The sequence below is a fragment of the Paenibacillus sp. F4 genome, assembly GCF_002894905.1.
Taxonomy (GTDB): Bacteria; Bacillota; Bacilli; order Paenibacillales; family Paenibacillaceae; genus Paenibacillus; species Paenibacillus polymyxa_B.
In genome coordinates this window covers 1-23447 of record NZ_POVS01000032.1, presented here as the reverse complement: position 1 = coordinate 23447, position 23447 = coordinate 1, and the positions used below count along the sequence as shown (strand labels likewise).

Below are 23447 nucleotides of genomic sequence, written 5' to 3'. Positions count from 1 at the left end.
AACATATTTGACGTCACATCGTAAGGACACGTTATTCCGATATGGGAAGCGTGTCCTTTTTATAAAGCGAAAAAGGTTGGGAGGAAGGCTGGAATCCATGACAGCATTTGAACAGATTTCTTCTTTTCGTGGAGGATGGGAATGGTGGGACATCAGTGCTGGGAATTGGCAAGATTCGGTCATACAGCACTTGAAGGAGAAGCTCCCAGAAGCCGCAGAATGGCTGGACAGGGTAGAGGACATTCCATCCAGCTTTATATCTGTGCGCTTTCCAGATGGCAATCAGCCCTTAATGTACGGGTCGCTGATCTACTCCGTTCAGGAGGAGATCGACAGTCAGCGTAATTGCAACAAGTTTTATTTTCTGGTTCTAAACCAAAAGTTAGTGACTTTAAATTTGGATCAAAATACCCGTGAAATTATGCACACCGCGGAACGCCAAAAAATGCTGGAACAGTGTGAGGATGCAGCTGACGGCATGTTTGTATTGGCGAGAGCCGTGCTCCATTACTTTCATACAGGTATGGATAAGTTCGAGATCAACCTGAGAAGACTGGAAGAGGACATGGAGAAAAGGAATGCTCGTACGCTGATGGATTCTATATTGAATGCACGTTTTGAGCTGTTGTATTGGAGCAATATGTTCATTCCTTTTTCAGAGCTGGTAACGGCTTCCCGGGAGGCATATCTGGATCAACTGGAGGAGAATCGCTTTTTTAAGCAGTTACTTTACCGTGTTACTCGGATGGAAGGACTTTTCCTGCATTATGAAAAGGAAATCGACACATTGATCTCCATTGACGACGCCATTTCCGCATTTAGAGGGAATGAGATTACGAAGACGCTGACCATTGTCACCGCCGTATTTACACCAGCAACCGTAGTGGGCGCTATATGGGGCATGAACTTTGAAAATCTGCCTTGGATTAAAACAGGCTGGGGTTTTACCACCGTGATTATTGCCACATTGCTAAGTATGGCGGGAATGTACGGCTGGCTGATGATGAAGGGGTGGACAGGAGACTTATTGAAAGCTAACAAGCGCAACAAATTGTAGCAGCTGATTACAGCTGTTACAATTTAAAAATAAAAAACGATCCATCGTAACTGGAGGCTCTTTGAGGAGTCTATTACCGGTTACGATGGATCGTTTTTATATGAGATAGGGACAATTACTTAGTACCTTGGCTCATTTTGATATATCCTAATAATTCGGCGATGAAATCTCCGATGACCGGAAGATTTAATTGTACCAGGAAACTGAGCAACCAAGCGAGCAAGGCGAGTATGACCACTGTACCCAGCGTAAGACCGAGACCACGTGCAATGCCTGCGGTGAGGTTGCTCATAATTCTCCTTTTAGTGCTGGAGTAGTTCTCCAGAATATCTTTGAATTCTGCTCTTTCGAGCGTATCTGCTATTTGATCTAAGCGTTTGTTAAGCCGCTTGACCTCATGGCGCAGCTCAAAAGGATGCTCATTTACATCAAAGTCTCTCTCGTGATCATGCGTTTTAACATGATTATGAGTAGAAGAAGCCTGCTTGGATGAAACCTCATCATCTGGCTGATCTTGAGCCTGGAGGGGATGAAAGGTTCTTTTGTTGTTCGCGGTAAGATCATCTCCATAGGAATTTGGCTTGTTCATTGTCATCCCAGCCTTTCTATCATTTAAAAACAGCCAGCTTCTTGCATGCTGGCTGTTCAGTGTCTAGGGCTTATTTTTTTGTCATCAGAATGTGTAACTATTAGGAATTTGCATTCAATTGTTTCTGCGTATCCTTGGCCGCCTGAGCGGTGGCATCCATAACTTCTTTATCCGCTTTGGCCGCTTCATTAGCGACATCGGCAGAAGCTTTGGTTACGCTGGAAACGATATTGTCTTTGCTCTCGGATACCGTTTTGGCTACATCTGCTGTTTTGGTGGAAACGGTTTTGGCCAAATCTGTCGCTTTGCTGCTAACTACAGATGCCACGTCCTTTGTTTTATCGGAGACAACTGTAATTTTATCAGACAGATCACTACGCAAATCACGACCCGGCTTCGGCGCGAACAGCAGGGCTGCGGCAGCACCAATCAAACCTCCAATAAATAAACCTTTTGCAAAACCTGAAGTACCTGCCATATTTTGATTGTCAATGTTACTCATGTTATATCACTCCTCTTATAGAATTAAAGAATAAAAAATATATATAAATGTTAGGTAGCCCTTCTTAATAGCCTAGACACCAGTCCGAGCAAGAACACGAACAATGCAGTTCCGAGTATGGCTGGAATGACTGCAAAATCTCCGATGACCGGGCCCCAGTCTCCCAATAGCATGACACCTAGCCAAGCTCCTACAAATCCAGCAATCATAGAGCCCGCAATGCCGCCAGGCATTTCATGACCAGCCAGTGCATCGCCAATCAATCCGATAATAATAGCCATTACAATACTTAGTACAATTCCCCACACAAGGATCGCCTCCCTTATCCTAAGTTCACAAAACCATAACGTTTTTGATGAATGCTGAGCTTCGATATTGCTGTGCCTTGCTTACTTCGTATATAAACGTCGTGACCCGGAGTGAAACAAAAAGCCGTCTCGGACATTTACCGGTGGGGGGTGGAAGGAAGCTGCATGCGCGCTTGCCAATAGATCACAGGAACGGTAAACACCAGCCAAATAATACCTGCAATATAGCCACCCACGATATCTGTAGGAAAGTGAACGCCTAGATATACGCGGCTTAATCCAATCAAGAGAATCAGTAGTGCACCCAGAGCGCACGGAAGAAAGAGCGAACGCCCACGAATCTTTCGTTCTATGGCCCAAATGGCAAATATCATTCCGAAAAATCCCATAGAAATCATCGCATGACCGCTGGGAAAACTATAACCCCCGGCTTCAACCAAATGTTGAAGTGACGGGCGTTCCCGTTGCAAAATTTCCTTAATGAGCGTATTCAGCACCCACATCGCCGTAAAGCTGCTTAGGATCGCAAAGGAATAAGCTTTTGAACGAAGGCTGACCCAACACAAGGTAGCAGCACCGAGGGCGATGATCAACGACATGCGGAATGAACCGAAAGATGTAATGAATATAGCGATGGTTAGCAGTTGGTAACGAGCAGCTGCTGTGTCTGGAAAAATGGCATCCTGTATGCGTTCATCCCAATATAGAAAAGGAGCTGTGCCAATCCACTTCACAGAGTAGGCGATGAGAAGCAACACAGCGATCATGATAATAGATGCATACAGACTACGGCGCAAATAGCTCGGTAGGAAACGGGATGATTGGGGTTCATGAGATAGCATATGTAATAAATCTCCTCCTTATGGCTGTGATAGATTCAATTTTTCGTACTATTAACTTAACTAATAATGAACTTAAGAGCAAAACCCGACGGAGACGACAGGCTGATTGAGGCATATAAGCCCGGGGTAAAGGGATCGTATCACAGCGTTTGTAATGCCAGGGCCGGAAGTGGAATAGTCATCACGAAGCAAAGCTGCTTTACGGAACTGTAATCCATGGAGGTGTTAAGGATGATTAAAATAGTGACATCGGCAGAAAGACATACCTCAAATAAAGGGTGGATTTATAGTGAGTTTAGCTTTTCGTTTGCCGATTATGAAGATCCGAGCAATGCCCATTTTGGCTGTATGCTAGCCCATAATGATAACGAGCTTGAACCGCAGCAAGGCTTCAAAAGACATCCGCATCACGATTTGGAAATCGTCACCTACGTGATTGAAGGCCAATTGCATCATAGCGACAGCTTAGGACATGAGCAGGATTTGAAAAGCGGCTCGATCCAGGTTCTGAGTGCAGGCACCGGAATTGAACATGAAGAGCGAAATACTGGGGATGAAAGACCGGTTCGTTTTTTGCAAATGTGGTTTTTACCCGAGAGTCCTGGCATTCAGCCTTCTTATCAGGTGCAAAGATTCAAGCACAGTGAACGTCTAAATCGGCTTCAGCCTGTTGTGTCTGGTTCAGAAGTGGAGGGAGCGTTATCCATCGCGCAGGATATAAATCTGTATCTGAGCAGATTGGAAAAAGGACAGCAGCTTGAATATCCGCAGCAAGAGGAGCGCCGCACCCACATCTATGTAGTTAGCGGTCATGTGGAAGTTACGTGCCAGGATGGGGATTTTCAGTTAGGGCCTGGTGATGCCGCGCGAATTCAAAAAAGCTGTAACTTAAAGATATGAGCTACAGGCAATGAGGATATATCTGAACTGGTGTTAGCGGATTTGCCTTGAAGCATCCTTGAATGAGTGAAGAAGTGTATGAAAATGCGCATATGCAATCGAAAAAATAAAGCTCGTATCCCGGTGCACGTCTGTTGAGACGAGCGGAGATACGAGCTTTATTTACGCTGACAGGGCCACTATCATGAAGGCTGTTGTTCATGATGATAGGTTGTAATACAGCTAAGCTGTATTCCTATAAGCTAATTCAGGAGGACTTACGCAATCTACCCAGTTCAGAAACAATAGCTTCAACCTCTGAAATGCTCAGGTTAGGCTTGCTTATCACCATATCATAGACATCATGGATGTCCTCGTATTGCTCCAGCGAGAAAGCGGATGCCTGCATAGCAGCACCACTCGCCATACGGAGCTTGGTTTTAATACCCTCAATCATATACTCAATGTTGGCATGAGACGGTACAGACAAATCCATCGTTAATTTTCCATCCTTTCATAACAGGGGAAGTTGCCTGTATTGTATCATGTTTTTGTTGTAGAATGTACTGAAAGCCAGATTACCGATATACAACCTAATCAAGGAGGATGGACAAAGTTGTCTTTGTATAATCGAGCTTCCGCCCCCGGTCGCTCGTCCTTAGAACATAATGTAAAGAAAACAGATCGAGATGGACTCGCGCCGTTTTTCCGAGAAATTCATCATCAGCATGCTATAGATAAGTTGACTTTTGTTTGCATTGGTACAGATCGCTCATCGGGTGATTCACTCGGGCCACTGGTAGGCACCATGCTCAAGGAGCAAGGCTTTCCGCACGTGATTGGCACAATGACGGAGCCCTGTGATGCAGATCATCTGGTTTCATGCTTGGAGTGCATTCCCCAAGATCATCATGTGATCGCCATAGATGCTTGTCTTGGACAGCACGGCTCAACGGGAATGTTTCTTATTGCGCGTGAACCGCTAACTCCTGCGCGATCGGTGGGGCTGTCTCTGCCATCTGTCGGTCATTATAGTGTTGCAGCGATTGTGAATGAGCGCAGTCCCAAACCCTATTGGACACTCCAAATGACGTCGCTTCACTTGGTCATGACAATGGCTGCGCATATTGCTAATGCGGCGGCTTATGAATTTGGTTTAAAAACAGCTTCGCAAGATTTTCCAGAGGGTTACCGTTTCAGATATTGATGGTCTGCTTAATAATATACATCAGCATGTTCTACTCACTAATATATTCAGATCCAATAGATTATATACAGAGAAGGAAGGGTTCCACATGGAAAAGGTATTATGCGAAGGAACGACGATCTGCTATGCCGAACAGGGAAAAGGAGATCCGATCATTCTATTGCACGGATTTTGCGGAAGCTCTTCCTACTGGGATGAGGTTGTTCCCTTGCTATCCCCAAGCTATCGTTGTATTGTTCCAGACTTGCGTGGACACGGACGCAGCGATGCTCCACTAGGAGCCTATACTATTGATCAAATGGCAGATGATGTGTTTAAACTTCAAGAACAATTGGACATTCCTCAGGCTGCCTGGTTTGGTCACTCCCTAGGAGGCTATCTTGCCCTTTCGGCAGTGCAGAGACATGCAGAGCGCCTTACAGCCTTTGGACTGATTCATTCCACAGCATATGCAGATACGGATGAAGGTAAAGAAAAGCGGAATAAGGCTGTATCCACCATCCAAACGGAGGGGATTACGACCTTTGTAGATGGACTCGTACCGGGACTGTTTGCTCCTGATCATGTGGAGTCGATGTCCAGCCAATTACTTAAAGTCAAAGAAATTGGCTACAAAACACCACCACAAGGAGCCGTAGGAGCATCACTGGCTATGCGCGAGCGTACTGATCGGCGGGATGTGTTGTCGGCTTCTGCATTGCCAGCCCTTTTAGTAGCGGGTGAGCAGGATCAGGCGGTTCCTCCAGCGCGGACGTTTACAACAGATCGGGCCGGAGTAACTCAGGTTACCCTACCGGAAGCAGGTCACATGAGCCTGTTCGAGGCACCGGAGTTATTAGCCAACACCATCTTGACATTTTTAGAGCAAAACTTGAAAAGGTAGACTAAGGTAAGCCCAAAAACCGGAACCTTCTGATGTGATAAACAGAAGGTTCCGGTTTTTGGGTGGTCAATTATTTTTAGGTGTGTAAGGTGTCTAATTTATATTGCTTTTGTTAAAGGCAAACGCTGTCGGCAAACCGTCAATACTTTCCAGATTTTTCTCATAGGCATATTTTTTAAGTGCTTCTTCTCCCATCTGAATCGAGACTTCCTTCAGCTTTTCCCGTTCGCTCGTGTATGTCATAAAGGGAACCGCAAAACCACATGAATTCTGCACCATGTGAACGTCCACAACAATGATTTGTCTTGCACCGGGAAGCGGGTTGAAGAGAGGGTACAGTTCATTCCATTGCTTAGTATCGGGCAGCGCGACGGTACCAGTACCATAGAGCTTTAGTACACTGGGAGCGCCCTCAAATGCACAAAACATGATTGTTACCCGTCCGTTCTCGATAATGTGGGCGCTTGTCTCGTTGCCGCTTCCCGCCAAGTCGAGATAGGCTACCCTTTGGTCCGATAGAATACGAAAGGAATCATATCCCTTGGGGGAAAGGTTAACGTGCCCTGTCTTGGATAGCGGTGCTGATCCTACAAAGAAAATGTGCTGCCGCTGTATAAACTCTTGATGTTCCGGTAATATCGAGCTAAATTGTTTACCCAAACTCCATCATCCTTTCTCACAAAAATATTCATATAAATTTTGTTTCTAAAGAAAATAATTATTATAAATAATTTTATGGAATGTTTAAATATACTGATTGATTTTTTGTTTCGTATGAAACAAAAATATCACAACACTAACGAAGAAGCAATATTGATTTAAAAAAAACCGTCATTCGCTAGTCAAATGATCTGCTACAAAGTGCTGTACCGTAGGAATTCACTGCCATACGTGAGCATTCTGACTTCCTGATCATTGATGTTGTTAACTGAGGGTGAAGGTTATAAGTGGTATTTCTGCATGGTAGGGCATTTGGCTTTTAGACAAGGATGTCTTACAATCAGAAGGGACAGGGTTCCTGGTTGTCTAGGCATCGGGATGAAAGGAAGGGAACGGCTTGCTTAGAAAAGATTATTTGCTCAGTATGATGGAAGAATTGACATCCGCAGTAGCATCGGTGCTCGGTCTAAGGCGTGAAAATAAACATGTCGAAGCGCTGAAACAACTAGATGACCTGCTCAACAAGCAGTTTCGTCTTCGTTCAGATTTGCTCAGACGATTGCCGCCGGAACAAATTATTGAGCTTTTCCGATTGGGCCCTGGAATTGAAGCGGATAAGCTTCAGCAGGTGGCTCGCATTTTGGAAGAAGAAGCCGTGATTTACCTGGAAACCAGCAGAACAGACGAGGGCATACGAATCTTGATGAAATCTCTTCATTTATATTTGTACAGCGATACGAATGGCGCGACTCGTGATCTGCAGGTCCTGCCTGAACGAATAGCGTGTATCGTGAAACTGGTGCGTGAATATGAGCTTCCCCCTGAAACCAGCAAACTGTTGGCTGTTCATTACGAGCGAGAAAACAGGCTGGACGAAGCAGCCGATGTCTGGTTTGGATTGGCATGGGAGCAGCCAGAGCTGCTAGCGGAAGCGGAGACGTTTTATAGTCAATTACTGGATAAGACCAATGCAGAGCTGGAGCTGGGTGGAATTTCACGCCAGGAAGTCACCGAGGGTTTGACCGAGATCACCCAATTACATGAAAGAAAGTGAGATGTACCTTTTGGATTCACTGCGCGAACTTATATACCATTTGACCACGGGAGGATCCCTCATAACAGCGACGCTGAGTCAGCTTCGCAAACGGGAGGATGCTTCTTTTACTAAAGTGCAAATCAAACCTGTAGAATTGAAAAATAAGCTGCATTACCAGTTTGCTTTTCATTATAGCAACAAAGTCATTCATGAAAATCTGACCCCTGACGAAGCTAATGAGCGTATGACTGCCTTGTTTGAGGACACGTTCCGCCAAGGACTTCTATGCGCCAAGGATGCAGACTACCAAGTGCTGATCAGTAAAAAATATAAAGTATCCATTCTGACAAAGTCACCGAGCAAAAGTAAAGCCGACCTGTCTCATAATCGCAAAAAGCAATATGTGCTCGAAGAAGGGGAGCGAATTCCTTTCCTGATTGAGCTTGGGATTATGAATGAGGATGGTAAGGTACTGGCCCGCAAGTATGATAAGTTTCGTCAAATTAACCGGTTTCTCGAAATGGTGCAGGATGTATTGCCCAGCCTTCCGGTAGGCCGCCCATTGACGATTGTGGATTTTGGCTGTGGCAAATCGTATTTGACCTTTGCTCTGTATCACTATTTGGCTGTACAGCAAAAACGACCATTGCAGATCGTTGGTTTGGATTTGAAGGCAGATGTCATTGAAACCTGTAATCTTCTGGCTCAAAAGCTGCAATATCGACAGTTGGAGTTTCTGGTCGGTGATATCGCAGACTACAACGAACTGGAGCAGGTGGATATGGTCGTTACCTTGCATGCCTGCGATACAGCAACGGATGCTGCGCTGGAAAAGGCCGTCCGCTGGGGAGCATCCGTCATTTTGTCGGTTCCGTGTTGCCAGCATGAGCTGTTCAGCCAACTGGAAAATCCGGTACTGGAGCCGTTGCTCTCCCATGGTATTTTGAAGGAGCGTTTTTCTGCACTGGCAACGGATGGAATCCGGGCCAAACTGCTGGATATGATGGGATATCGGACACAGCTGTTGGAATTTATCGACATGGAGCATACACCTAAAAATATTCTGATTCGTGCCGTCAAAGGCCAAGCGGGAGAGCAGTCCGTTCTGTGGCGTGAGTACACAGCATTTCGAGATTTTATTCATGCTGATCCTTATTTGGAACGCGCTTGTGCGGATTTGCTTCCCGAAGGGGCGGGGAAGAAGCAGACACACAGCTAGGAATATAGTAAAAGTGGAGCCACTGCGGGGTGGCTCCACTTTTTTTGTAGTTCACAGTTCACGGTTGTAGTACGCAAAACATCTATCCGCCATAGGCACTTCTAAAAGCGGTGCACAAGACATCGCGATCCACCTTCCACAATGCCGCGAGTTCCTCGCTAACATCTTCGTCCCACCAGTCGCACAGTAGTTTGCGATTGCTATGGTTTTCCGCAATCCAGATGAGGTGTCCGACGACCTTGCGGCAGTATAGCTCCTCGCCCTGCTTGACCAGATCAGGAGCAATGTGAACAGGCAGACGTTTGCAGGTTCGGTACAGCTCTTTGCTGCACGCGCGGCGGATACCACGAGCCGTGGGTAAACGGGATTGTGAATTGTCATGTTTGGGGAATTTGCCGGGAGGCATATTGTACCCCCTCCTCTCTCTCACAACTTATGCGGACAGAGGAGCTGGGGTCACTGACCTCCCTATTTGAGCGAAGTGGCGACTTGTTCTGCCGCTGTGATACACTAATGAAAATAGAGAAACAGGCAGGGAGTGGGAATAAAAATGGACTATATATCTAGTATCATTAATTATTTGTTTGAGATCATTCGTAGTCTTGGGTATTTTGGTATTATGCTAGGCTTGATGGTTGAGGTCATTCCAAGTGAAATTGTCCTCGCTTATGGTGGCTTTTTAGTGTCCTCGGGTCATATTAATTTTTTTGGCGCGGTCGTTTTTGGAACGATTGGCGGGGTGCTGGCCCAGCTGTTTATTTACTGGATTGGGCGCTATGGCGGCAGACCAGTATTAGATAAGTATGGGAAATACATACTCATCAAAAAAAGTCATGTCGACCATGCTGAAGCCTGGTTTAACAAATACGGCACAGGGGTCATTTTCACAGCTCGCTTTATCCCTGTTGTGCGTCACGCGATCTCAATCCCTGCCGGGTTGGCTCGAATGAACGTATGGCGCTTTATTATTTTGACGACGCTAGCGATTATACCTTGGTCAGTTTTGTTTATATATTTAGGTATGCTGCTAGGAGACAAGTGGGAGCAAATTGACGAAGTGGCAGCACCTTACATCAAACCGATTTTGCTGGTTGCCCTTGCGCTCTTGATCATTTATTTTGTTATCAAATGGATTTTGTCCAAAAACAAAAAAGGAAGTGTATAACATGAGCCGTACTAATGTATCGCAATACTTCGGAAAGGGCTTAAGCCCTGAACAGTTTATGGAGGGCATGGAAAAGAACAAAGAAGCCTTCCGCTCTGGGTACGATCAGTTTGTGTGGAATCGCGAAGAGGATCGAGAGTATTTTGAAAGCCTGAACCATCGGGATGATCTGCGCGTGCTTATTTTGGCTGCCGACTGGTGTGGGGATGTGGTACGTAATGTGCCAGTTGTGTTCCGTGCCCTGGAGAATAGCGGGATTCCGACCGAAGTATTAATCTTGGAAAACCATCAGGCGCTGATGGATGACTTCCTGACAATGGGCGGACGTGCTGTACCGATTGTGATTTTTGCGGATACAGGAGGTCACGTACTTGGCCACTGGGGACCACGCCCTGCACATGTCCAACAAATTATGATCGAATTCAAACGTGAAAATCCAGATCGGGAAGCCGATGATTATCAAGAAAAAATCGCAGTTGCTCGTAAAGAAATGGCTGAAAAATATGGGGAGGGAACCGAGGTCCATCCTGTGATTGTTCAGGAATTACGTGAGCTGATCTCGGGATTTTAACTTATGGTGCTATCTATTCGCAGCTTTAATCTCGGTCCACTTCAGACGAACGCTTATTTGCTTCAAGGGGATGATCCACAGCGCGCCATTATTATTGATCCGGGAATGAATCCGGGTCCTTTGCTGAGGGCGATTGAGTCTCTGACTATTGAAGCTATCCTACTGACTCATGCTCATTTTGACCATATCGGAGGAGTAGAGGAGATTCGCAATGCCAAAGGATGCCCGGTGTATTTGCACGCCTTGGAGCAAGACTGGCTCACATCTCCTAAGCTGAATGGCTCCTTGATGTGGCCAGAGGCATCTCCACCAATCTCAACCGGTCCTGCCGAATATGATTTGGCGGAAGGTCAGCAATTGAACCTGATCGGGCACACGTTCAAGGTGTTCCATACACCGGGCCATTCACCCGGAAGTGTCAGCTTTTTGTGTGGCAAAGATCTTTTTTCCGGGGATGTGCTATTCCGTCAGGGCGTTGGACGCACGGATCTGACGGGTGGCCGGGAACGGGATCTATACGATTCTATTCAAAACAAATTGTTTTCGCTTGGAGATGACGTTACAGTCTATTCCGGTCACGGTCCCAAAACGTCCATCGGTTATGAGAAAGCTAATAATCCGTATATCCGGTAAATGTGATGAACGTTTTCAGTAGGGGCAAAATCAAAGGTGTGACAGGTTTTGCCTCATTTCGACAACAAATTATAAATTATGTATAGACAAAGGTTTTTATTTTTGTTAACATAAATTTATTAAAGTTACATACTAAACTCGCGAAGCACGCAAGCTGTGGATGAATCCCGGTTTGCGTTCTTTTTTTTGCCCATTAAGAGGATAAAGAGGCATGGTGCCGTCAGATCACAAGGGGGAGCAAGAATGAAAAGAAAACATATATATGGGGTACAACGTGAGATTGGAGGTAGTTTCCGTGTTCCCAATATAATAGATATTGAAGATTCTGTGGTAGGTTCCGAACCGAAGATCATAACTTGGAAAAAGGTGAAACGACGGGGCGGAATCCCTTCACAAAACTGGCATGTGAGGCTGAATGAACACAGGCTGGGACGTGGAGACGGTCGATTATGAAGATACATAGATGATATAGACAAGCTACTTTTTTTTTAGTAGACTTAGCAGATAAGTTCAGACAAACGGGGGGGGCTAACGATGCATCATTTAGGAGCTAGAATTATGATCGTCGCGGATGCTTTTGAGCAGAATCTTCCTGTGGGCGAACATGGTTATATCATTGCTTACGACCGTAATGCGGACAATGCTTTTGACTATGTCATTCGCGTACCGAAGGTGAACCGCAATTTTTTTGTACCATCCGGGGACATCGAGCTCGAAGAGAGTATTCTCAAGCTGGAAGCTGAGCGGATTGAGCGTGAAGCGCTGATAGATTACGCCCTTGCTACTCATAATGAGCAACTGTTCAAGCATGTAATGAACGGTGGTCTTGATTCGGTAGAGACTGAAGAAGAAGAAACCGCGGCAGAGGTGTTGTCACAGGCTGATTTTATCAGACAAGTCAATTTGCGTGCTTGGATATAGGAGTCGGCTACTGCCGACTCTTTTTAAAAATATATAATGGGCACAATCTCAGCTCCTATAGTTTTCTCGCAAGAGCACCGAGAGGTGCTTTTTTTATATTCTTTTAACAACATTTACCTCATTGATGTACAGTTTGCTTCTGTACCGCGTCAAAGATTGAATTGTAAAGGGTTCTATCCTATAATTAAAAACGTTATTTCAAAGTTCGGTGCAGCATTTTTTAATATCAGGATTTTGCAAATTTCGATTCCAGTCGCTCCGAAGTGCAATATATAGACGAACTAAACCATTTTGATCTATACCTTGCTCATTGGAAGTTGCTTATTGGTTTTTTGCAAAATCCTCATATACATGAGGAGGGTTTTGTATGAACATTTCCACGGAAGATGTCCGTCACGTAGCCAAGCTGTCCAGGTTGAATCTGACCGCGGCTGAGGAAGAAACGATGACAGGACAATTAAACGCCATTCTCCATTATGCGGAGAAGCTGAATGAGCTGGATACGGAGCAGGTAAAACCGACCACTCATGTGCTGCACGTCAGCAATGTCATGCGAGACGACGAAGTTCGTGAAAGTTTGACACATGAGCAAGTGATGCGCAATGCACCTGAAGAAGAAGACGGACAGTTTAAGGTTCCTGCTGTTCTGGAATAGATCTCATATTTGAAAGGAGGATGCAAATTGAGCTTGTTCAATAACACATTGCCCGAGATACATAACAAGCTGCATCAAAAGGAAATTTCCGTGAGTGATCTGGTGGGACACGCTCTGGAGACGATTGGTGCGCGGGAAGACAAGATCAGAGCCTATATTACCGTTGACGAGGAACAGGCCCGTGCATCCGCACGTCAGCTGGATGATCAGCTGATTACCGGAGAGGAAAGAGGGTTGTTGTTTGGTCTGCCGGTTGGTATTAAGGATAATATTGTGACAGAAGGGCTGCGTACAACATGTGGCAGTCAGTTTTTGAAAAATTTTGATCCCGTTTACGATGCCACAGTTGTTAGTAAGTTGCGCGCAGCGCAAACCGTGACACTCGGTAAAATGAACATGGACGAATTCGCCATGGGCGGCTCTAACGAGAACTCCAGCTTTTTCCCTGCACGTAACCCTTGGGATTTAGAACGTGTTCCCGGCGGTTCCAGTGGCGGTTCGGCTGCGGCTGTTGCAGCGGGTGAGGCTTATTTCACGCTCGGTTCGGATACAGGTGGTTCCATTCGCCAGCCCGCTTCTTACTGCGGTGTAGTTGGCCTGAAACCAACCTATGGTTTAGTATCCCGTTTTGGACTGGTGGCTTTTGCCTCCTCTTTAGACCAAATTGGACCTATTACTAAAAATGTTCAGGATTCGGCCTATGTCCTGCAAGCCATTGCAGGCTACGACCAGAAGGACTCCACTTCTGCAAAGGTAGACATTCCTGATTATTTGAACGCTTTAACCGGGGATGTAAAAGGACTTCGTATCGCTGTGCCTAAAGAGTATCTTGGTGAGGGCGTCGATCCTCAGGTCAAGGAAAAGGTACTGGATGCACTGAAAACGCTGGAAGGACTGGGTGCTGTATGGGAAGAAGTGTCTCTCCCTCATACAGAATATGCGGTAGCTACATATTATCTGCTGGCTTCATCCGAAGCGTCATCCAATCTGGCCCGTTTTGACGGCGTGCGCTATGGTGTGCGTTCTGACAATCCGGACAACCTGCTTGATCTATACCATCAGTCCCGCACGCAGGGTTTTGGTCCCGAGGTGAAGCGTAGGATTATGTTGGGTACCTATGCACTCAGCTCCGGGTACTACGATGCTTATTATTTGAAAGCTCAAAAAGTGCGCACACTGATTAAACAGGATTTTGATCGTGTATTTGAACAATATGATGTAATTATCGGACCTACTGCACCGACAACTGCTTTCAAAATCGGCTCACAAGTGGATGATCCATTGACGATGTATTTGAATGACATTTTGACGATTCCGGTGAGCTTGGCTGGTGTGCCAGCCATCAGCATTCCGTGTGGTCTTGCGGATGGAATGCCAGTCGGACTACAAATTATCGGAAAAGCCTTTGACGAGTCTTCCGTGCTACGCGTAGCCCATGCTTTTGAACAAAATACCGAATTTCACAAGCAGCGTCCGCAGCTGTAATTTGCTAAAAAGGAGGGAACCTATTTATGTCTACAACTACATCCAAATATGAGACGGTCATCGGACTTGAAGTGCACGTGGAATTGCATACGAAGTCTAAAATATTCTGTGGATGCTCGACATCCTTCGGAGCACCACCCAACTCTCATACATGTCCGGTCTGTCTTGGTCATCCAGGGGTGCTGCCGGTATTGAACCGTCAGGCCGTTGATTATGCGATGAAAGCAGCAATGGCGCTGAATTGCACCATTGCTGATGTGAGCAAGTTTGACCGCAAGAACTATTTTTACCCCGATTCACCTAAGGCTTACCAAATCTCACAATACGATCAACCCATTGGCGAAAATGGCTGGATTGATATTGAAGTGAATGGTGAGACAAAGCGTATCGGTATTACTCGACTGCATCTGGAAGAGGACGCAGGGAAATTAACACATGTTGATGGTGGCTACGCATCTTTGGTCGATTTTAACCGGGTCGGCACACCATTGGTTGAGATCGTTTCGGAGCCGGAAATATCTTCGCCGGAAGAAGCCAAGGCCTATCTGGAAAAAATACGTGCCATTATGCAGTATTGTGACGTATCCGATGTGAAGATGGAGGAAGGATCACTTCGCTGCGACGCGAATATCAGTCTTCGTCCGCATGGACAAAAAGAGCTGGGAACTAAAGCGGAACTGAAAAACATGAACTCCTTCCGTGGCGTACAGCGCGGACTGGAATATGAGCAGTTCCGGCAGGAGCAGACGCTGGACGAAGGCGGAACGATTGTACAGGAGACACGTCGTTGGGATGAGGCACAAGGTAAAACCTTGTCCATGCGTGGTAAGGAACAGGCTCATGACTATCGTTATTTCCCAGACCCGGATCTCGTTACACTGCATATAGATGAGGAATGGAAAGAACGTATCCGTGCTTCGATTCCTGAATTGCCTGACCAGCGTAAAGCACGCTACACTTCGGAATATGGATTACCTGAGTATGATGCCCAGGTGATTACGTCCTCCAAGCCATTGGCCGATTTGTTCGAGGATAGCCTTCAATTCACCAAGGATGCCAAAGCAGTATCCAACTGGATTATGGGGGATCTACTCGGTTATTTGAACAGTGCCGGTGTAGAGCTGTCGCAGGTTAAATTGACCGGTCGGGGCTTGGGTGAAATGATCGGACTGCTGGAGAAGGGAACGATCAATAGCAAAATCGCTAAAACGGTCTTCAAGGAAATGCTGGAAAGTGATAAACTGCCACAGCAAATTGTTGAAGAAAAAGGGCTTGTACAGATCAGTGATGAGGGTGCAATCCTGACAATTGTCGAACAAGTTGTAGCAGCTAACCCGCAATCGGTCGAAGATTACAAAGCCGGCAAGCAAAAGGCCATCGGCTTCCTAGTTGGTCAAGTGATGAAGGAGAGCAAGGGAAAGGCAAACCCTGGCCTTGCTAATAAGTTGCTGACGGAAGTGCTGAACCGCTAATGGCATAGATTTGACAGGGGGCTTGTCTTTTAGGGACAGGCCCCTTTTGCATAGACGCTGAGAACGATTGGTGCGAACAAGCTTTAGAAGCGTGATGACATATTATGAGTTTCCTTAGGAGGGAAAACAGCATGATTAATCTATGTTCATTGGAAGATGATGATTTCGTCAGTCAGATATGGCGTCTTCAGCACGTAGCCTATAGGCTGGAAGCTGAGCTGATTGGGTTTGATGAGATTCCTCCACTGATGGATACATTGGAGACGCTGAGAAGCTGTGGAGAGTCTTTTTATGGGTGGCTGGAGGACGGTGAATTGTTAGGAGCACTGGCTGTGCAGTCTGAGTCGCCCGATTCGCTTACCCTTACACGTATGATGGTTCACCCAGATCATTTTCGTAAAGGCATTGCAGACTCTTTAATGAAGCATGTTTTGAAAGAATATCAAAATATCCCGTTGTTTATCGTCTCTACAGGAACTTTAAATACTCCTGCGGTGACATTATATCGAAAACATGGCTTTCGCCCCGTATCTGCGGCGGAGGTCGCCCCAGGCGTGGAATTAACCACCTACCATCTGCATAAGTTGGAATAGCATTGAGATATCATTAAATTGGCATTAAAAATGCACATAAGCCCACAAACCGCGCACCCGGAGTGGGAAGCACGACATAACCGGGAGGAGTGACTTGAATGAATAATCCGTGGATTATAGACGATTCACATATCATTTTACGACTTTTACTGTCCATGCTTCTCGGTGGATTCATTGGCTTTGAACGCGAACGTTCCAATCATGCAGCTGGTTTGAGGACTCATATTATGGTCAGTCTTGGTTCGACGCTGATTATGCTACTCTCCATTTACGGCTTTGCCGATTTTATTAAAGAAGCTAATGTACGCATAGATCCCGCTCGTTTGGCTACGGCTGTGATCACTGGCGTAGGCTTTTTAGGTGCAGGGACGATTATGTTCACAGGTAAATCCATTACCGGACTAACGACTGCGGCTTCCATTTGGGTCGTGGCTGCTATTGGCCTTGGGGTCGGAGCAGGTTTTTATTTCCCGTCTATAGCGGCGACAGTGCTCGTATTTTTAAATTTATGGGTGTTTAACAAAGTTGAGCTTCGGTATATGCGTGGACGCAAGCGTCATCTTATTACATTGTACGGATTGGCCTCTCACGGATTGCTGGAGCAGATTTCGACTTATTTAGAGCAAGAAAAAGTGGAAATACGTAAAATAATGATTAAAGAACATGAAAATGTTCCATTTCATGAATTACACCCAGATCGGCAGAGTATGGAGGTTTCCCTAGAGGTCCTGGCCCGTCATGATTTTAATCCCGTACGTATTGCAGCTGATTTACGACAATGGGAAGATATAGCTGCAGTCTCTGTTGAGTGATAGGATACCTTTTTTTTACAGTTACTCTTAAATCCGATTGGGGTACTATGTAAGCATCGAAGTATTTTTCAGCGGAGCCACGCATGGGATTCAAAGGGGAGGATGGCATGAACTCGGAACAACCGTTACCGTCTGGAGAGGCTGGACAGCTACAAGCGCCGGAACAGCGGGAACAACCCAAACAGGGGAAGCGTCTAAAATACGCTAAATTTCGCAAAGTGATTGCCATTATCATGGCGGCATTGTTACCCGGACTGGGACATCTTTTTTTAGGGCTGTTTATTAGGGGGCTTAGTTTTATTGTATTGCTCCTGCTAGATATTTTTGCGATGCTGTATGTTTCCTCTGACGGCTTAAGGATCAACATTCCATTACTTATTTTGCTTGGATTGTTCATACCCGTTTTATATTTTTATAATGTATATGATGTCTTACAGTCAGCAGATTACATGGTTCGTTATCGGCGTAAGCCAGATCGTTATGCACGAATGGATGCTAGAGGCCAGCAAAGTAGTCCTTTTTATGCATGGGAGAGAGGCTTTGCTTTTGCCGTGCTGATGGTGGTAGGCGGTGGGCTTATGATTTTGTTTCGCATGAAACCTCGCTGGTTGAGCAATTTCTTTGAGGATTATGGATTCCTGACGCTGGCCATTTTATTAATGATGATCGGTTTATTCCTTTTTCTGAGGGAAGCCTTTCTGACCTTTAAGCGTAAAAAGTTGAAAGAAAGAGGGTGAAGCTGGCGTGCACCGTAAAATAAGAGTCGGGCGCTACACCTCTTCGCTTCTGTTGATGGCTGTAGGTATTTTGCTTATTGTAGATGTGTTTCAAAATACTGAATATATGCTTCAGCTCCTCGTTTGGTGGCCCGTAATCTTTGTGCTTTGGGGACTGGAGTATCTGATTTTTTTTGCTGTGTACTATCGGAAAGAAGGCAAGTCTGACAACGGAAGGCGATTCAGACCTGACCTTAAGGGGATCCTGTCCGCTTTGGTAGTGGCAGCCTCGGTTTTTATCGTGACCCAGCAAAATCATTATATGTATCTGTGGAACCGGGTCAGTCTCAATCTGACGTCAGCCTCTATGGATTTTAGCCAGGCTAAAGAGAATCGGTATGATATGGGTGGTGTGCTGGTACCTGTAACTATGCAGACGTCCGATTTAGTAGTTGATTCGGTTAATGGTGATGTAACACTGATCAGACGGCCTGTGTCCAATATAGAGGTACGAGGGACTCTATGGGTGGATCAAGCGCCTGCTGCCGAAGCGGACAAGATTGCTCAAGCTTCTTCACTGACTTCTACCGACGGCAAGACCATCCAGATTCGTCCGGAGGCACAGTCATACGGAGCATCAAGCAAACGTCAGCCCCGTGTGAACATGCTGATCACCGTGCCGGAGGACCGGCGGTTCAATGTGCAGATTAGAACCTCCAACGGGAATATTACCCTGAATGGAGTTGATGCTATTGACAGCATTCGGCTCGAGAGCGGTAATGGAAATCTCACCGTTAATGACGCTATCGGCAATGTCAAGGGAGGCACGCTGAACGGTCAGGTTAAATTGCATCGGATTTCTGGAGATGTGGATGTGCGCACGAACCGTGGCGATATGCAAGCAGGTGATATTGAAGGAGCTGTGACACTGCACACCATGGTAGGTGATATTCAGCTCGCTCGTTCGGAAGGGGACATCAACGTAGATACTCAGAATGGTGACATGAATGTGCTGAATTCTACAGCCAAGCTGAATGCAAATTCGCTTAATGGCTCTATCAAAGTGCATAGCGAGCAGGTGGGCGGAGATTGGAAAATATACAGTGCTGTCGGTGATATCGTATTGGATCTTCCGTCGAATGGAGATTTTCAGTTAGAGGGTTCAAGCAGTTATGGTCATCTTCAATCCGATTTTCCATTTAAAATAGATAGTAAAAGTATTTCAGGCAAGAACGGGACAGGTAAGTATGCGATCGACGTAGAGGGTAACAGCAATTTAACCATTAAAAAGTTACTGATGCCGTCGTTACCCGACTTGGATGATTCCGGGGGTACGACTGCGCCCGATACATCTGAAAGCTCTCCGGCTGAACCCGGAGCTCCTGAGACAGATACCTCTATAGGAACATCCGGCGACAATACGGCGCGTTGACAAGAAACTTGAGTAGACCGTACAATGTGAGTAGGTTTAGAAGTAAGTTGTAAATAGATGCGTGGTAATTGATAGGATCGTAAGTAAGGGATAAGGCGGTGGACAAATATGGCGGCACGCGTCCAGCATGCTTTGGAACTTCTGAAGAAGACAGGTGTACGCATAACACCCCAGCGTCATGCCATATTAAACTATTTGATGGAAACCATGGGGCATCCGACTGCAGATGAAATATATCGAGCGCTTGAGTCCAAGTTTCCAAGTATGAGTGTGGCTACGGTTTATAATAACTTAAAGATGTTTATAGAAGCGGGTATGGTACATGAGTTGACCTATGGAGATAACGCCAGTCGTTATGATGCCAATATTTCGGAGCACTATCACATCATTTGCGAAAAATGCGGAAAGATTGAAGATTTCAGTTATCCCTATTTGGCCGATGTGGAACGCCATGCCGCGTTGGAAACAGGCTTCGAGGTGCATGGACATCGTATGGAGTTACACGGAGTATGCAAAGCTTGTAGTAACAAACAAACGTAACGAAACAAGGAATAGAAGTTTTTGTGCGGTATATATTGTAATGGATTGGAAACGTGAGGAATTCCCCATAAGCGGGGATTTACCGCGTTTTTTTGTTTAAATCACTTTATTTTTGTTGTGAATAATCTGTTTTGGTTACAAAATACGGGAATTCAAAGTTCATACAATGGAGGTTCAATATTGGCCAGAAATCATTCTAGACGCCGCCGTAAACGTTCACGATTCAAAGGAGCGGCAAGCCTGCTATTATTTGCAGCGATTATATGCGCAATTACTGTCGTATGGTTTGGTAATCCCCTTCACGAGAAACCCGATTGGCAGGGCAGTGTCCGTCCTATTTTTATGCAGGGCAAGTTGACTGGGTATGAAGCTCAAAGCTCCGGCAAGAACATGCTGATGCCGCTTAAATTGGTGCAAAGTAAAATTGATCCTACGGTTCGCTATGAGGATGATAGCCAAACCGTCATTATGGCGACGAGACAAAGCCTGCTCTATATGAAGGTTTCGAAGGCACAAGGGGAACTGAATGGTAAAGCATATGCGCTGAGCGTAGCCCCTCAGGTGATCAGTGGAGAGGTATATATCCCGATAGAGGCTGTACGTGATGTATACGGCGTTTCTATACATGAAGACCCTGTAACTGGTGCTGTCATCCTAATGAAAGCTGGAGAGAAGGTCAGGCTGGGGATTGTAGAAAAGAAGGATGGCCCACAGGATGCTACAATCGCCTTACGTAAAGAAGCCTCTAGCCTATCTTTTATTTTGACAGATATATCTCAGCGGACGAAGGTACGTATTTGGTCCAAACAGGGAGATTGGTATTTTGTTCAATTAGACAATGGCTATGCGGGATACATTAAGTCAGACCATATCGCTGAAGGAGAAGAGCTTGTGATCCCTTCGGCTAAAGACGATTTGTCCATCTCGGAAAAACATTGGGAGGGTAGGCCAGTAAACCTCGCTTGGGAAGCCGTCTATAATCGCAAGCCCGATCCTTCCAAGTTTGATCCTATGCCTGGAGTAAATGTGGTGAGTCCTACGTGGTTCAGTGTCGTCGATCATGAGGGCACTGTAGAAAGCAAGGCAGATCCTGCCTATGTCAGCTGGGCACATCGCAAGGGGATGGAGGTTTGGGGCTTGTTGAGCAACAGCTTCAATCCCGAATTAACAACTGAAGCATTGTCTACCTTTGAACGTCGAAAGTCGATTGTAGATCAGATGATTTCATTTGCCCTAGAAAATGATCTGGATGGTATTAATATTGACTTTGAAAATGTTCATACGAAGGATGGCCCCAATGTCACCCAATTTTTGCGGGAACTTAAACCGATGGCTCGGGAACATGATTTGATACTGTCCATTGATGTTACACCTAAATCTCAAAGTGAAATGTGGTCAGCTTTTTTGGATCGAAAATCATTAGGCACCATCACAGATTACCTCATGGTAATGGCATATGATGAGCATTGGGCGGCTAGTCCAAAGGCTGGTTCTGTCGCCTCGCTACCATGGACGGAAGCGTCAATTAAGCGAATTATTCAGGAAGATGAAGTGCCGCCTCAAAAAGTAGTTTTAGGTATTCCGTTATATACTCGCGTGTGGTCCGAGACTCCCAAAGAAGGGAAGATTAAGGTCACCTCCAAATCACTTGGTATGAAGTCAGCAGCCGGTATCATAGCCGAATTTAAGTTGAAGCCCAAGTTTAGAGCTGCCGAAGGCCAGAATTATGTCGAGTATACAGAAGACGGCGTGGTCAAAAAGATTTGGCTAGAGGATCAGGTATCTCTGAAGGCAAGAGTAGAACTTGCCAAATCGCTGAAGCTCGGAGGAATTGGGGCGTGGAATCGAACCTTTGCAGATGAAAACGCTTGGGTAACACTGAAAAAAATAAGTGAATAAGATAAAAATTTATACAATTGAAGAAGGAAGTTTCTTATTTATGTAGAAATGATCACATGTATCCAAATATCCAATTTGCGGTCATAGCCGCCTTGCAGGTATGGAGGGAGAAGTGCAGCTAACCAAATTAAACCTAATGTATGATGAATTGTTGCAGGAAGATTCAATAGGTATTATTTCGTACAGAAAGCCGGGAGAGTATTTTCACGGTTCGATGTTGTATGACTTTGATGAACTCATTCTAATTATTGGAGAAGGCACCAAGCCAGTTCGTTCTATTCAACACTTATTTATGAATGGCTTAAGATGCCAAGTGTTGTACGCAACGCTTAGTTGTCTGAAGAAATGGATTATCGCTGGTGAACAAGCCAACATTATAGATTATGTGCTAGAAGGTCGTATTGTCTGGGAACGGGATGACAGGGTCCGTCTTTTAAGACAGGAAATTGTTGATTTTAACGATCCACTGCGGGAGCAGAAGCGATTTCATGAGTTCTCCCGCTTTCTGGTCAATTACGTTCATGGCAAAAGAGCGGTGCGAGAAGGGCGGATCATTGACGCTTATCAAAGTGTTCTGAAAGCATTGGATCATTGGGCATCTATTGAACTCATTGAACGGGGGATTTATCCAAAGATTCACTTATGGGTTCAGGTACAGCCTCTGGATCGAACGATTGACAAACTGTATAACGAACTCACATTAAGTACGGAAACCTTGGAACAACGGGTTGAACTAGTACTGCTTGCTTGTGAATTTTCAGTTATGTCAAAAATGGAGGAGTGCTCATCTCCGCTATTCCGTATATTAGGCAGCAGACGGGAACCCTGGTCTATAAATGAACTTATTAACCATCCAGAGCTAAAGAATCTTCAATTGGATCTTACCGTCGTGCTCCGTAAACTGGTATATCGTTCACTTATTAGAGAAACAGCTGCCGGGGATTTTAGGGATCGTGGGCAAAATCGTGAACTGCGTTACTCCCTTATTTGATGTGCAGGGGTTGATTTGTCAGGAAGAAAGGTTGTTAAATCGACTTTTCTTCCTTTTTTTGTACGTGATTTAGTATTTATAGATAGTTAAAAAATATAAATTATTAATTTAGGTTGACGAGTATATAAAATATGTGCTAAGTTATAACTCGCCCCATTAAGCAGCATGAATAATTTAGAACTGTTTAAAGCAGGATAAACGTGTTGCTTCAAGCGAAAAAAATAAATTTTCAAAAAAAAGCTTGACGAAAAATGAGGTTATGTGTTACATTATTTAAGTCGCCACTGAGACGCGGTGGTGAAACAAAGTAAGACATTATGCAGGTTTGATCTTTGAAAACTGAACAACGAGTGAGTAAAACGATTTTGTTCGCAAAATCA

General features: G+C 45.3%; 28 protein-coding genes. 21 read left to right on the top strand and 7 right to left on the bottom strand.

Going from position 1 to position 23447, the window contains the following annotated elements; all coding sequences use genetic code 11:
- The first annotated feature begins 97 nt into the window (after positions 1-97).
- Positions 98-1057 (top strand): magnesium transporter CorA family protein, encoded by a 960-nt coding sequence (locus tag C1T21_RS26180; protein WP_103050303.1) that lies wholly within the window; start codon positions 98-100, stop codon positions 1055-1057.
- Between the two features lie 115 nt (positions 1058-1172).
- Here C1T21_RS26180 and C1T21_RS26175 read toward each other — a convergent pair whose 3' ends face one another.
- The 4 genes from C1T21_RS26175 to C1T21_RS26160 all read right to left on the bottom strand — a co-directional run bounded on the left by C1T21_RS26175 (position 1173) and on the right by C1T21_RS26160 (position 3298).
- Positions 1173-1652, bottom strand: coding sequence for a DUF5665 domain-containing protein (locus C1T21_RS26175; protein WP_103050302.1), 480 nt, complete (start codon positions 1650-1652; stop codon positions 1173-1175).
- Positions 1653-1746: 94 nt separating this feature from the next.
- Positions 1747-2148 (bottom strand): YtxH domain-containing protein, encoded by a 402-nt coding sequence (locus tag C1T21_RS26170; protein ID WP_068938232.1) that lies wholly within the window; start codon positions 2146-2148, stop codon positions 1747-1749.
- A 50-nt stretch (positions 2149-2198) separates the two neighbouring features.
- Complete coding sequence (locus tag C1T21_RS26165; protein WP_013311925.1) at positions 2199-2456, bottom strand: GlsB/YeaQ/YmgE family stress response membrane protein; 258 nt, start codon at positions 2454-2456, stop codon at positions 2199-2201.
- Between the two features lie 137 nt (positions 2457-2593).
- Entirely contained in the window at positions 2594-3298 is a 705-nt protein-coding gene (locus tag C1T21_RS26160; RefSeq protein ID WP_103050301.1) for a phosphatase PAP2 family protein, read from the bottom strand.
- A gap of 231 nt (positions 3299-3529) precedes the next feature.
- Between C1T21_RS26160 and C1T21_RS26155 the strand changes: the two genes are divergently transcribed.
- Positions 3530-4198 carry a pirin family protein gene (locus tag C1T21_RS26155; RefSeq protein ID WP_103050300.1) on the top strand — a complete coding sequence of 223 codons (669 nt, stop codon included), beginning with the start codon at positions 3530-3532 and terminating at the stop codon, positions 4196-4198.
- 247 nt (positions 4199-4445) lie between these two features.
- Here C1T21_RS26155 and C1T21_RS26150 read toward each other — a convergent pair whose 3' ends face one another.
- Positions 4446-4673 carry a DUF1128 domain-containing protein gene (locus C1T21_RS26150; RefSeq protein ID WP_013373034.1) on the bottom strand — a complete coding sequence of 76 codons (228 nt, stop codon included), beginning with the start codon at positions 4671-4673 and terminating at the stop codon, positions 4446-4448.
- A 120-nt stretch (positions 4674-4793) separates the two neighbouring features.
- On the opposite strand from C1T21_RS26150, the gene yyaC reads away from it, so the two are divergent.
- Positions 4794-5384 carry a spore protease YyaC gene (gene yyaC, locus C1T21_RS26145; RefSeq protein ID WP_103050299.1) on the top strand — a complete coding sequence of 197 codons (591 nt, stop codon included), beginning with the start codon at positions 4794-4796 and terminating at the stop codon, positions 5382-5384.
- An 88-nt stretch (positions 5385-5472) separates the two neighbouring features.
- Positions 5473-6267 carry an alpha/beta fold hydrolase gene (locus tag C1T21_RS26140; protein ID WP_103050298.1) on the top strand — a complete coding sequence of 265 codons (795 nt, stop codon included), beginning with the start codon at positions 5473-5475 and terminating at the stop codon, positions 6265-6267.
- Positions 6268-6360: 93 nt separating this feature from the next.
- Here the strand turns inward: C1T21_RS26140 and C1T21_RS26135 are convergent, their stop codons facing one another.
- On the bottom strand, positions 6361-6927 hold the full coding sequence (locus C1T21_RS26135; protein ID WP_061831457.1) for a pyridoxamine 5'-phosphate oxidase family protein: 567 nt from the start codon (positions 6925-6927) through the stop codon (positions 6361-6363).
- A gap of 397 nt (positions 6928-7324) precedes the next feature.
- Here C1T21_RS26135 and C1T21_RS26130 point away from each other — a divergent pair, with 397 nt between their 5' ends.
- Positions 7325-7981 carry a DUF6483 family protein gene (locus C1T21_RS26130; protein ID WP_103050297.1) on the top strand — a complete coding sequence of 219 codons (657 nt, stop codon included), beginning with the start codon at positions 7325-7327 and terminating at the stop codon, positions 7979-7981.
- Entirely contained in the window at positions 7968-9182 is a 1215-nt protein-coding gene (locus C1T21_RS26125) for a class I SAM-dependent methyltransferase (protein ID WP_103050296.1), read from the top strand. The genes C1T21_RS26130 and C1T21_RS26125 overlap by 14 nt, the downstream gene beginning before the upstream one ends.
- Positions 9183-9264: 82 nt before the next feature.
- Here the strand turns inward: C1T21_RS26125 and C1T21_RS26120 are convergent, their stop codons facing one another.
- Positions 9265-9588, bottom strand: a complete 324-nt coding sequence (locus tag C1T21_RS26120) for a dehydrogenase (RefSeq protein WP_103050295.1) — start codon at positions 9586-9588, stop codon at positions 9265-9267.
- Positions 9589-9732: 144 nt separating this feature from the next.
- Between C1T21_RS26120 and uptA the strand changes: the two genes are divergently transcribed.
- From uptA to C1T21_RS26045, 15 genes are all read left to right on the top strand, one after another.
- Positions 9733-10347 (top strand): undecaprenyl phosphate transporter UptA, encoded by a 615-nt coding sequence (gene uptA, locus C1T21_RS26115; RefSeq protein WP_103050294.1) that lies wholly within the window; start codon positions 9733-9735, stop codon positions 10345-10347.
- 1 nt (position 10348) lies between these two features.
- Entirely contained in the window at positions 10349-10918 is a 570-nt protein-coding gene (locus C1T21_RS26110) for a thioredoxin family protein (protein WP_061831455.1), read from the top strand.
- Positions 10919-10921: 3 nt separating this feature from the next.
- Positions 10922-11551 carry an MBL fold metallo-hydrolase gene (locus tag C1T21_RS26105; RefSeq protein ID WP_103050293.1) on the top strand — a complete coding sequence of 210 codons (630 nt, stop codon included), beginning with the start codon at positions 10922-10924 and terminating at the stop codon, positions 11549-11551.
- A 243-nt stretch (positions 11552-11794) separates the two neighbouring features.
- Positions 11795-12004 (top strand): hypothetical protein, encoded by a 210-nt coding sequence (locus C1T21_RS26100; protein ID WP_061831453.1) that lies wholly within the window; start codon positions 11795-11797, stop codon positions 12002-12004.
- An 81-nt stretch (positions 12005-12085) separates the two neighbouring features.
- Entirely contained in the window at positions 12086-12472 is a 387-nt protein-coding gene (locus C1T21_RS26095; protein ID WP_103050292.1) for an ATPase, read from the top strand.
- Positions 12473-12839: 367 nt separating this feature from the next.
- Positions 12840-13127, top strand: coding sequence for an Asp-tRNA(Asn)/Glu-tRNA(Gln) amidotransferase subunit GatC (gatC, locus tag C1T21_RS26090; protein ID WP_013311910.1), 288 nt, complete (start codon positions 12840-12842; stop codon positions 13125-13127).
- Between the two features lie 27 nt (positions 13128-13154).
- Positions 13155-14612, top strand: coding sequence for an Asp-tRNA(Asn)/Glu-tRNA(Gln) amidotransferase subunit GatA (gene gatA, locus C1T21_RS26085; protein ID WP_103050291.1), 1458 nt, complete (start codon positions 13155-13157; stop codon positions 14610-14612).
- A gap of 26 nt (positions 14613-14638) precedes the next feature.
- Complete coding sequence (gatB, locus tag C1T21_RS26080) at positions 14639-16084, top strand: Asp-tRNA(Asn)/Glu-tRNA(Gln) amidotransferase subunit GatB (protein ID WP_013311908.1); 1446 nt, start codon at positions 14639-14641, stop codon at positions 16082-16084.
- Between the two features lie 131 nt (positions 16085-16215).
- Positions 16216-16677, top strand: coding sequence for a GNAT family N-acetyltransferase (locus C1T21_RS26075; RefSeq protein WP_103050290.1), 462 nt, complete (start codon positions 16216-16218; stop codon positions 16675-16677).
- A gap of 98 nt (positions 16678-16775) precedes the next feature.
- Positions 16776-17489: an MgtC/SapB family protein gene (locus C1T21_RS26070; RefSeq protein WP_103050289.1), complete on the top strand. Its 714-nt coding sequence runs from the start codon at positions 16776-16778 to the stop codon at positions 17487-17489.
- Positions 17490-17572: 83 nt separating this feature from the next.
- Positions 17573-18226, top strand: a complete 654-nt coding sequence (locus tag C1T21_RS26065; protein ID WP_103050288.1) for a hypothetical protein — start codon at positions 17573-17575, stop codon at positions 18224-18226.
- 7 nt (positions 18227-18233) lie between these two features.
- A complete protein-coding gene (locus tag C1T21_RS26060) occupies positions 18234-19637 on the top strand; it encodes a DUF4097 family beta strand repeat-containing protein (RefSeq protein ID WP_103050287.1) in 1404 nt (467 codons plus the stop codon).
- 108 nt (positions 19638-19745) lie between these two features.
- On the top strand, positions 19746-20177 hold the full coding sequence (locus C1T21_RS26055; protein WP_013311903.1) for a Fur family transcriptional regulator: 432 nt from the start codon (positions 19746-19748) through the stop codon (positions 20175-20177).
- A 180-nt stretch (positions 20178-20357) separates the two neighbouring features.
- Complete coding sequence (locus C1T21_RS26050) at positions 20358-22076, top strand: glycosyl hydrolase family 18 protein (protein ID WP_103050286.1); 1719 nt, start codon at positions 20358-20360, stop codon at positions 22074-22076.
- 112 nt (positions 22077-22188) lie between these two features.
- Positions 22189-23067, top strand: a complete 879-nt coding sequence (locus tag C1T21_RS26045) for a nucleotidyltransferase-like protein (protein WP_103050285.1) — start codon at positions 22189-22191, stop codon at positions 23065-23067.
- Positions 23068-23447 lie beyond the last annotated feature (380 nt).

What these genes read in the sequence shown, in the direction of transcription:
- C1T21_RS26180 (WP_103050303.1), top strand. Translation starts at nt 98, where the DNA reads ATGACAGCATTTGAACAGATTTCTTCTTTTCGTGGAGGATGGGAATGG.
- gatC (WP_013311910.1), top strand. Translation starts at nt 12,840, where the DNA reads ATGAACATTTCCACGGAAGATGTCCGTCACGTAGCCAAGCTGTCCAGG.
- C1T21_RS26075 (WP_103050290.1), top strand. Translation starts at nt 16,216, where the DNA reads ATGATTAATCTATGTTCATTGGAAGATGATGATTTCGTCAGTCAGATA.
- C1T21_RS26100 (WP_061831453.1), top strand. Translation starts at nt 11,795, where the DNA reads ATGAAAAGAAAACATATATATGGGGTACAACGTGAGATTGGAGGTAGT.
- C1T21_RS26095 (WP_103050292.1), top strand. Translation starts at nt 12,086, where the DNA reads ATGCATCATTTAGGAGCTAGAATTATGATCGTCGCGGATGCTTTTGAG.
- C1T21_RS26175 (WP_103050302.1), bottom strand. Translation starts at nt 1,652, where the DNA reads ATGACAATGAACAAGCCAAATTCCTATGGAGATGATCTTACCGCGAAC.
- gatB (WP_013311908.1), top strand. Translation starts at nt 14,639, where the DNA reads ATGTCTACAACTACATCCAAATATGAGACGGTCATCGGACTTGAAGTG.
- C1T21_RS26110 (WP_061831455.1), top strand. Translation starts at nt 10,349, where the DNA reads ATGAGCCGTACTAATGTATCGCAATACTTCGGAAAGGGCTTAAGCCCT.
- C1T21_RS26070 (WP_103050289.1), top strand. Translation starts at nt 16,776, where the DNA reads ATGAATAATCCGTGGATTATAGACGATTCACATATCATTTTACGACTT.
- C1T21_RS26105 (WP_103050293.1), top strand. Translation starts at nt 10,922, where the DNA reads ATGGTGCTATCTATTCGCAGCTTTAATCTCGGTCCACTTCAGACGAAC.
- C1T21_RS26160 (WP_103050301.1), bottom strand. Translation starts at nt 3,298, where the DNA reads ATGCTATCTCATGAACCCCAATCATCCCGTTTCCTACCGAGCTATTTG.
- C1T21_RS26065 (WP_103050288.1), top strand. Translation starts at nt 17,573, where the DNA reads ATGGGATTCAAAGGGGAGGATGGCATGAACTCGGAACAACCGTTACCG.
- C1T21_RS26120 (WP_103050295.1), bottom strand. Translation starts at nt 9,588, where the DNA reads ATGCCTCCCGGCAAATTCCCCAAACATGACAATTCACAATCCCGTTTA.
- C1T21_RS26170 (WP_068938232.1), bottom strand. Translation starts at nt 2,148, where the DNA reads ATGAGTAACATTGACAATCAAAATATGGCAGGTACTTCAGGTTTTGCA.
- C1T21_RS26055 (WP_013311903.1), top strand. Translation starts at nt 19,746, where the DNA reads ATGGCGGCACGCGTCCAGCATGCTTTGGAACTTCTGAAGAAGACAGGT.
- C1T21_RS26125 (WP_103050296.1), top strand. Translation starts at nt 7,968, where the DNA reads ATGAAAGAAAGTGAGATGTACCTTTTGGATTCACTGCGCGAACTTATA.
- C1T21_RS26140 (WP_103050298.1), top strand. Translation starts at nt 5,473, where the DNA reads ATGGAAAAGGTATTATGCGAAGGAACGACGATCTGCTATGCCGAACAG.
- uptA (WP_103050294.1), top strand. Translation starts at nt 9,733, where the DNA reads ATGGACTATATATCTAGTATCATTAATTATTTGTTTGAGATCATTCGT.
- C1T21_RS26155 (WP_103050300.1), top strand. Translation starts at nt 3,530, where the DNA reads ATGATTAAAATAGTGACATCGGCAGAAAGACATACCTCAAATAAAGGG.
- C1T21_RS26150 (WP_013373034.1), bottom strand. Translation starts at nt 4,673, where the DNA reads ATGGATTTGTCTGTACCGTCTCATGCCAACATTGAGTATATGATTGAG.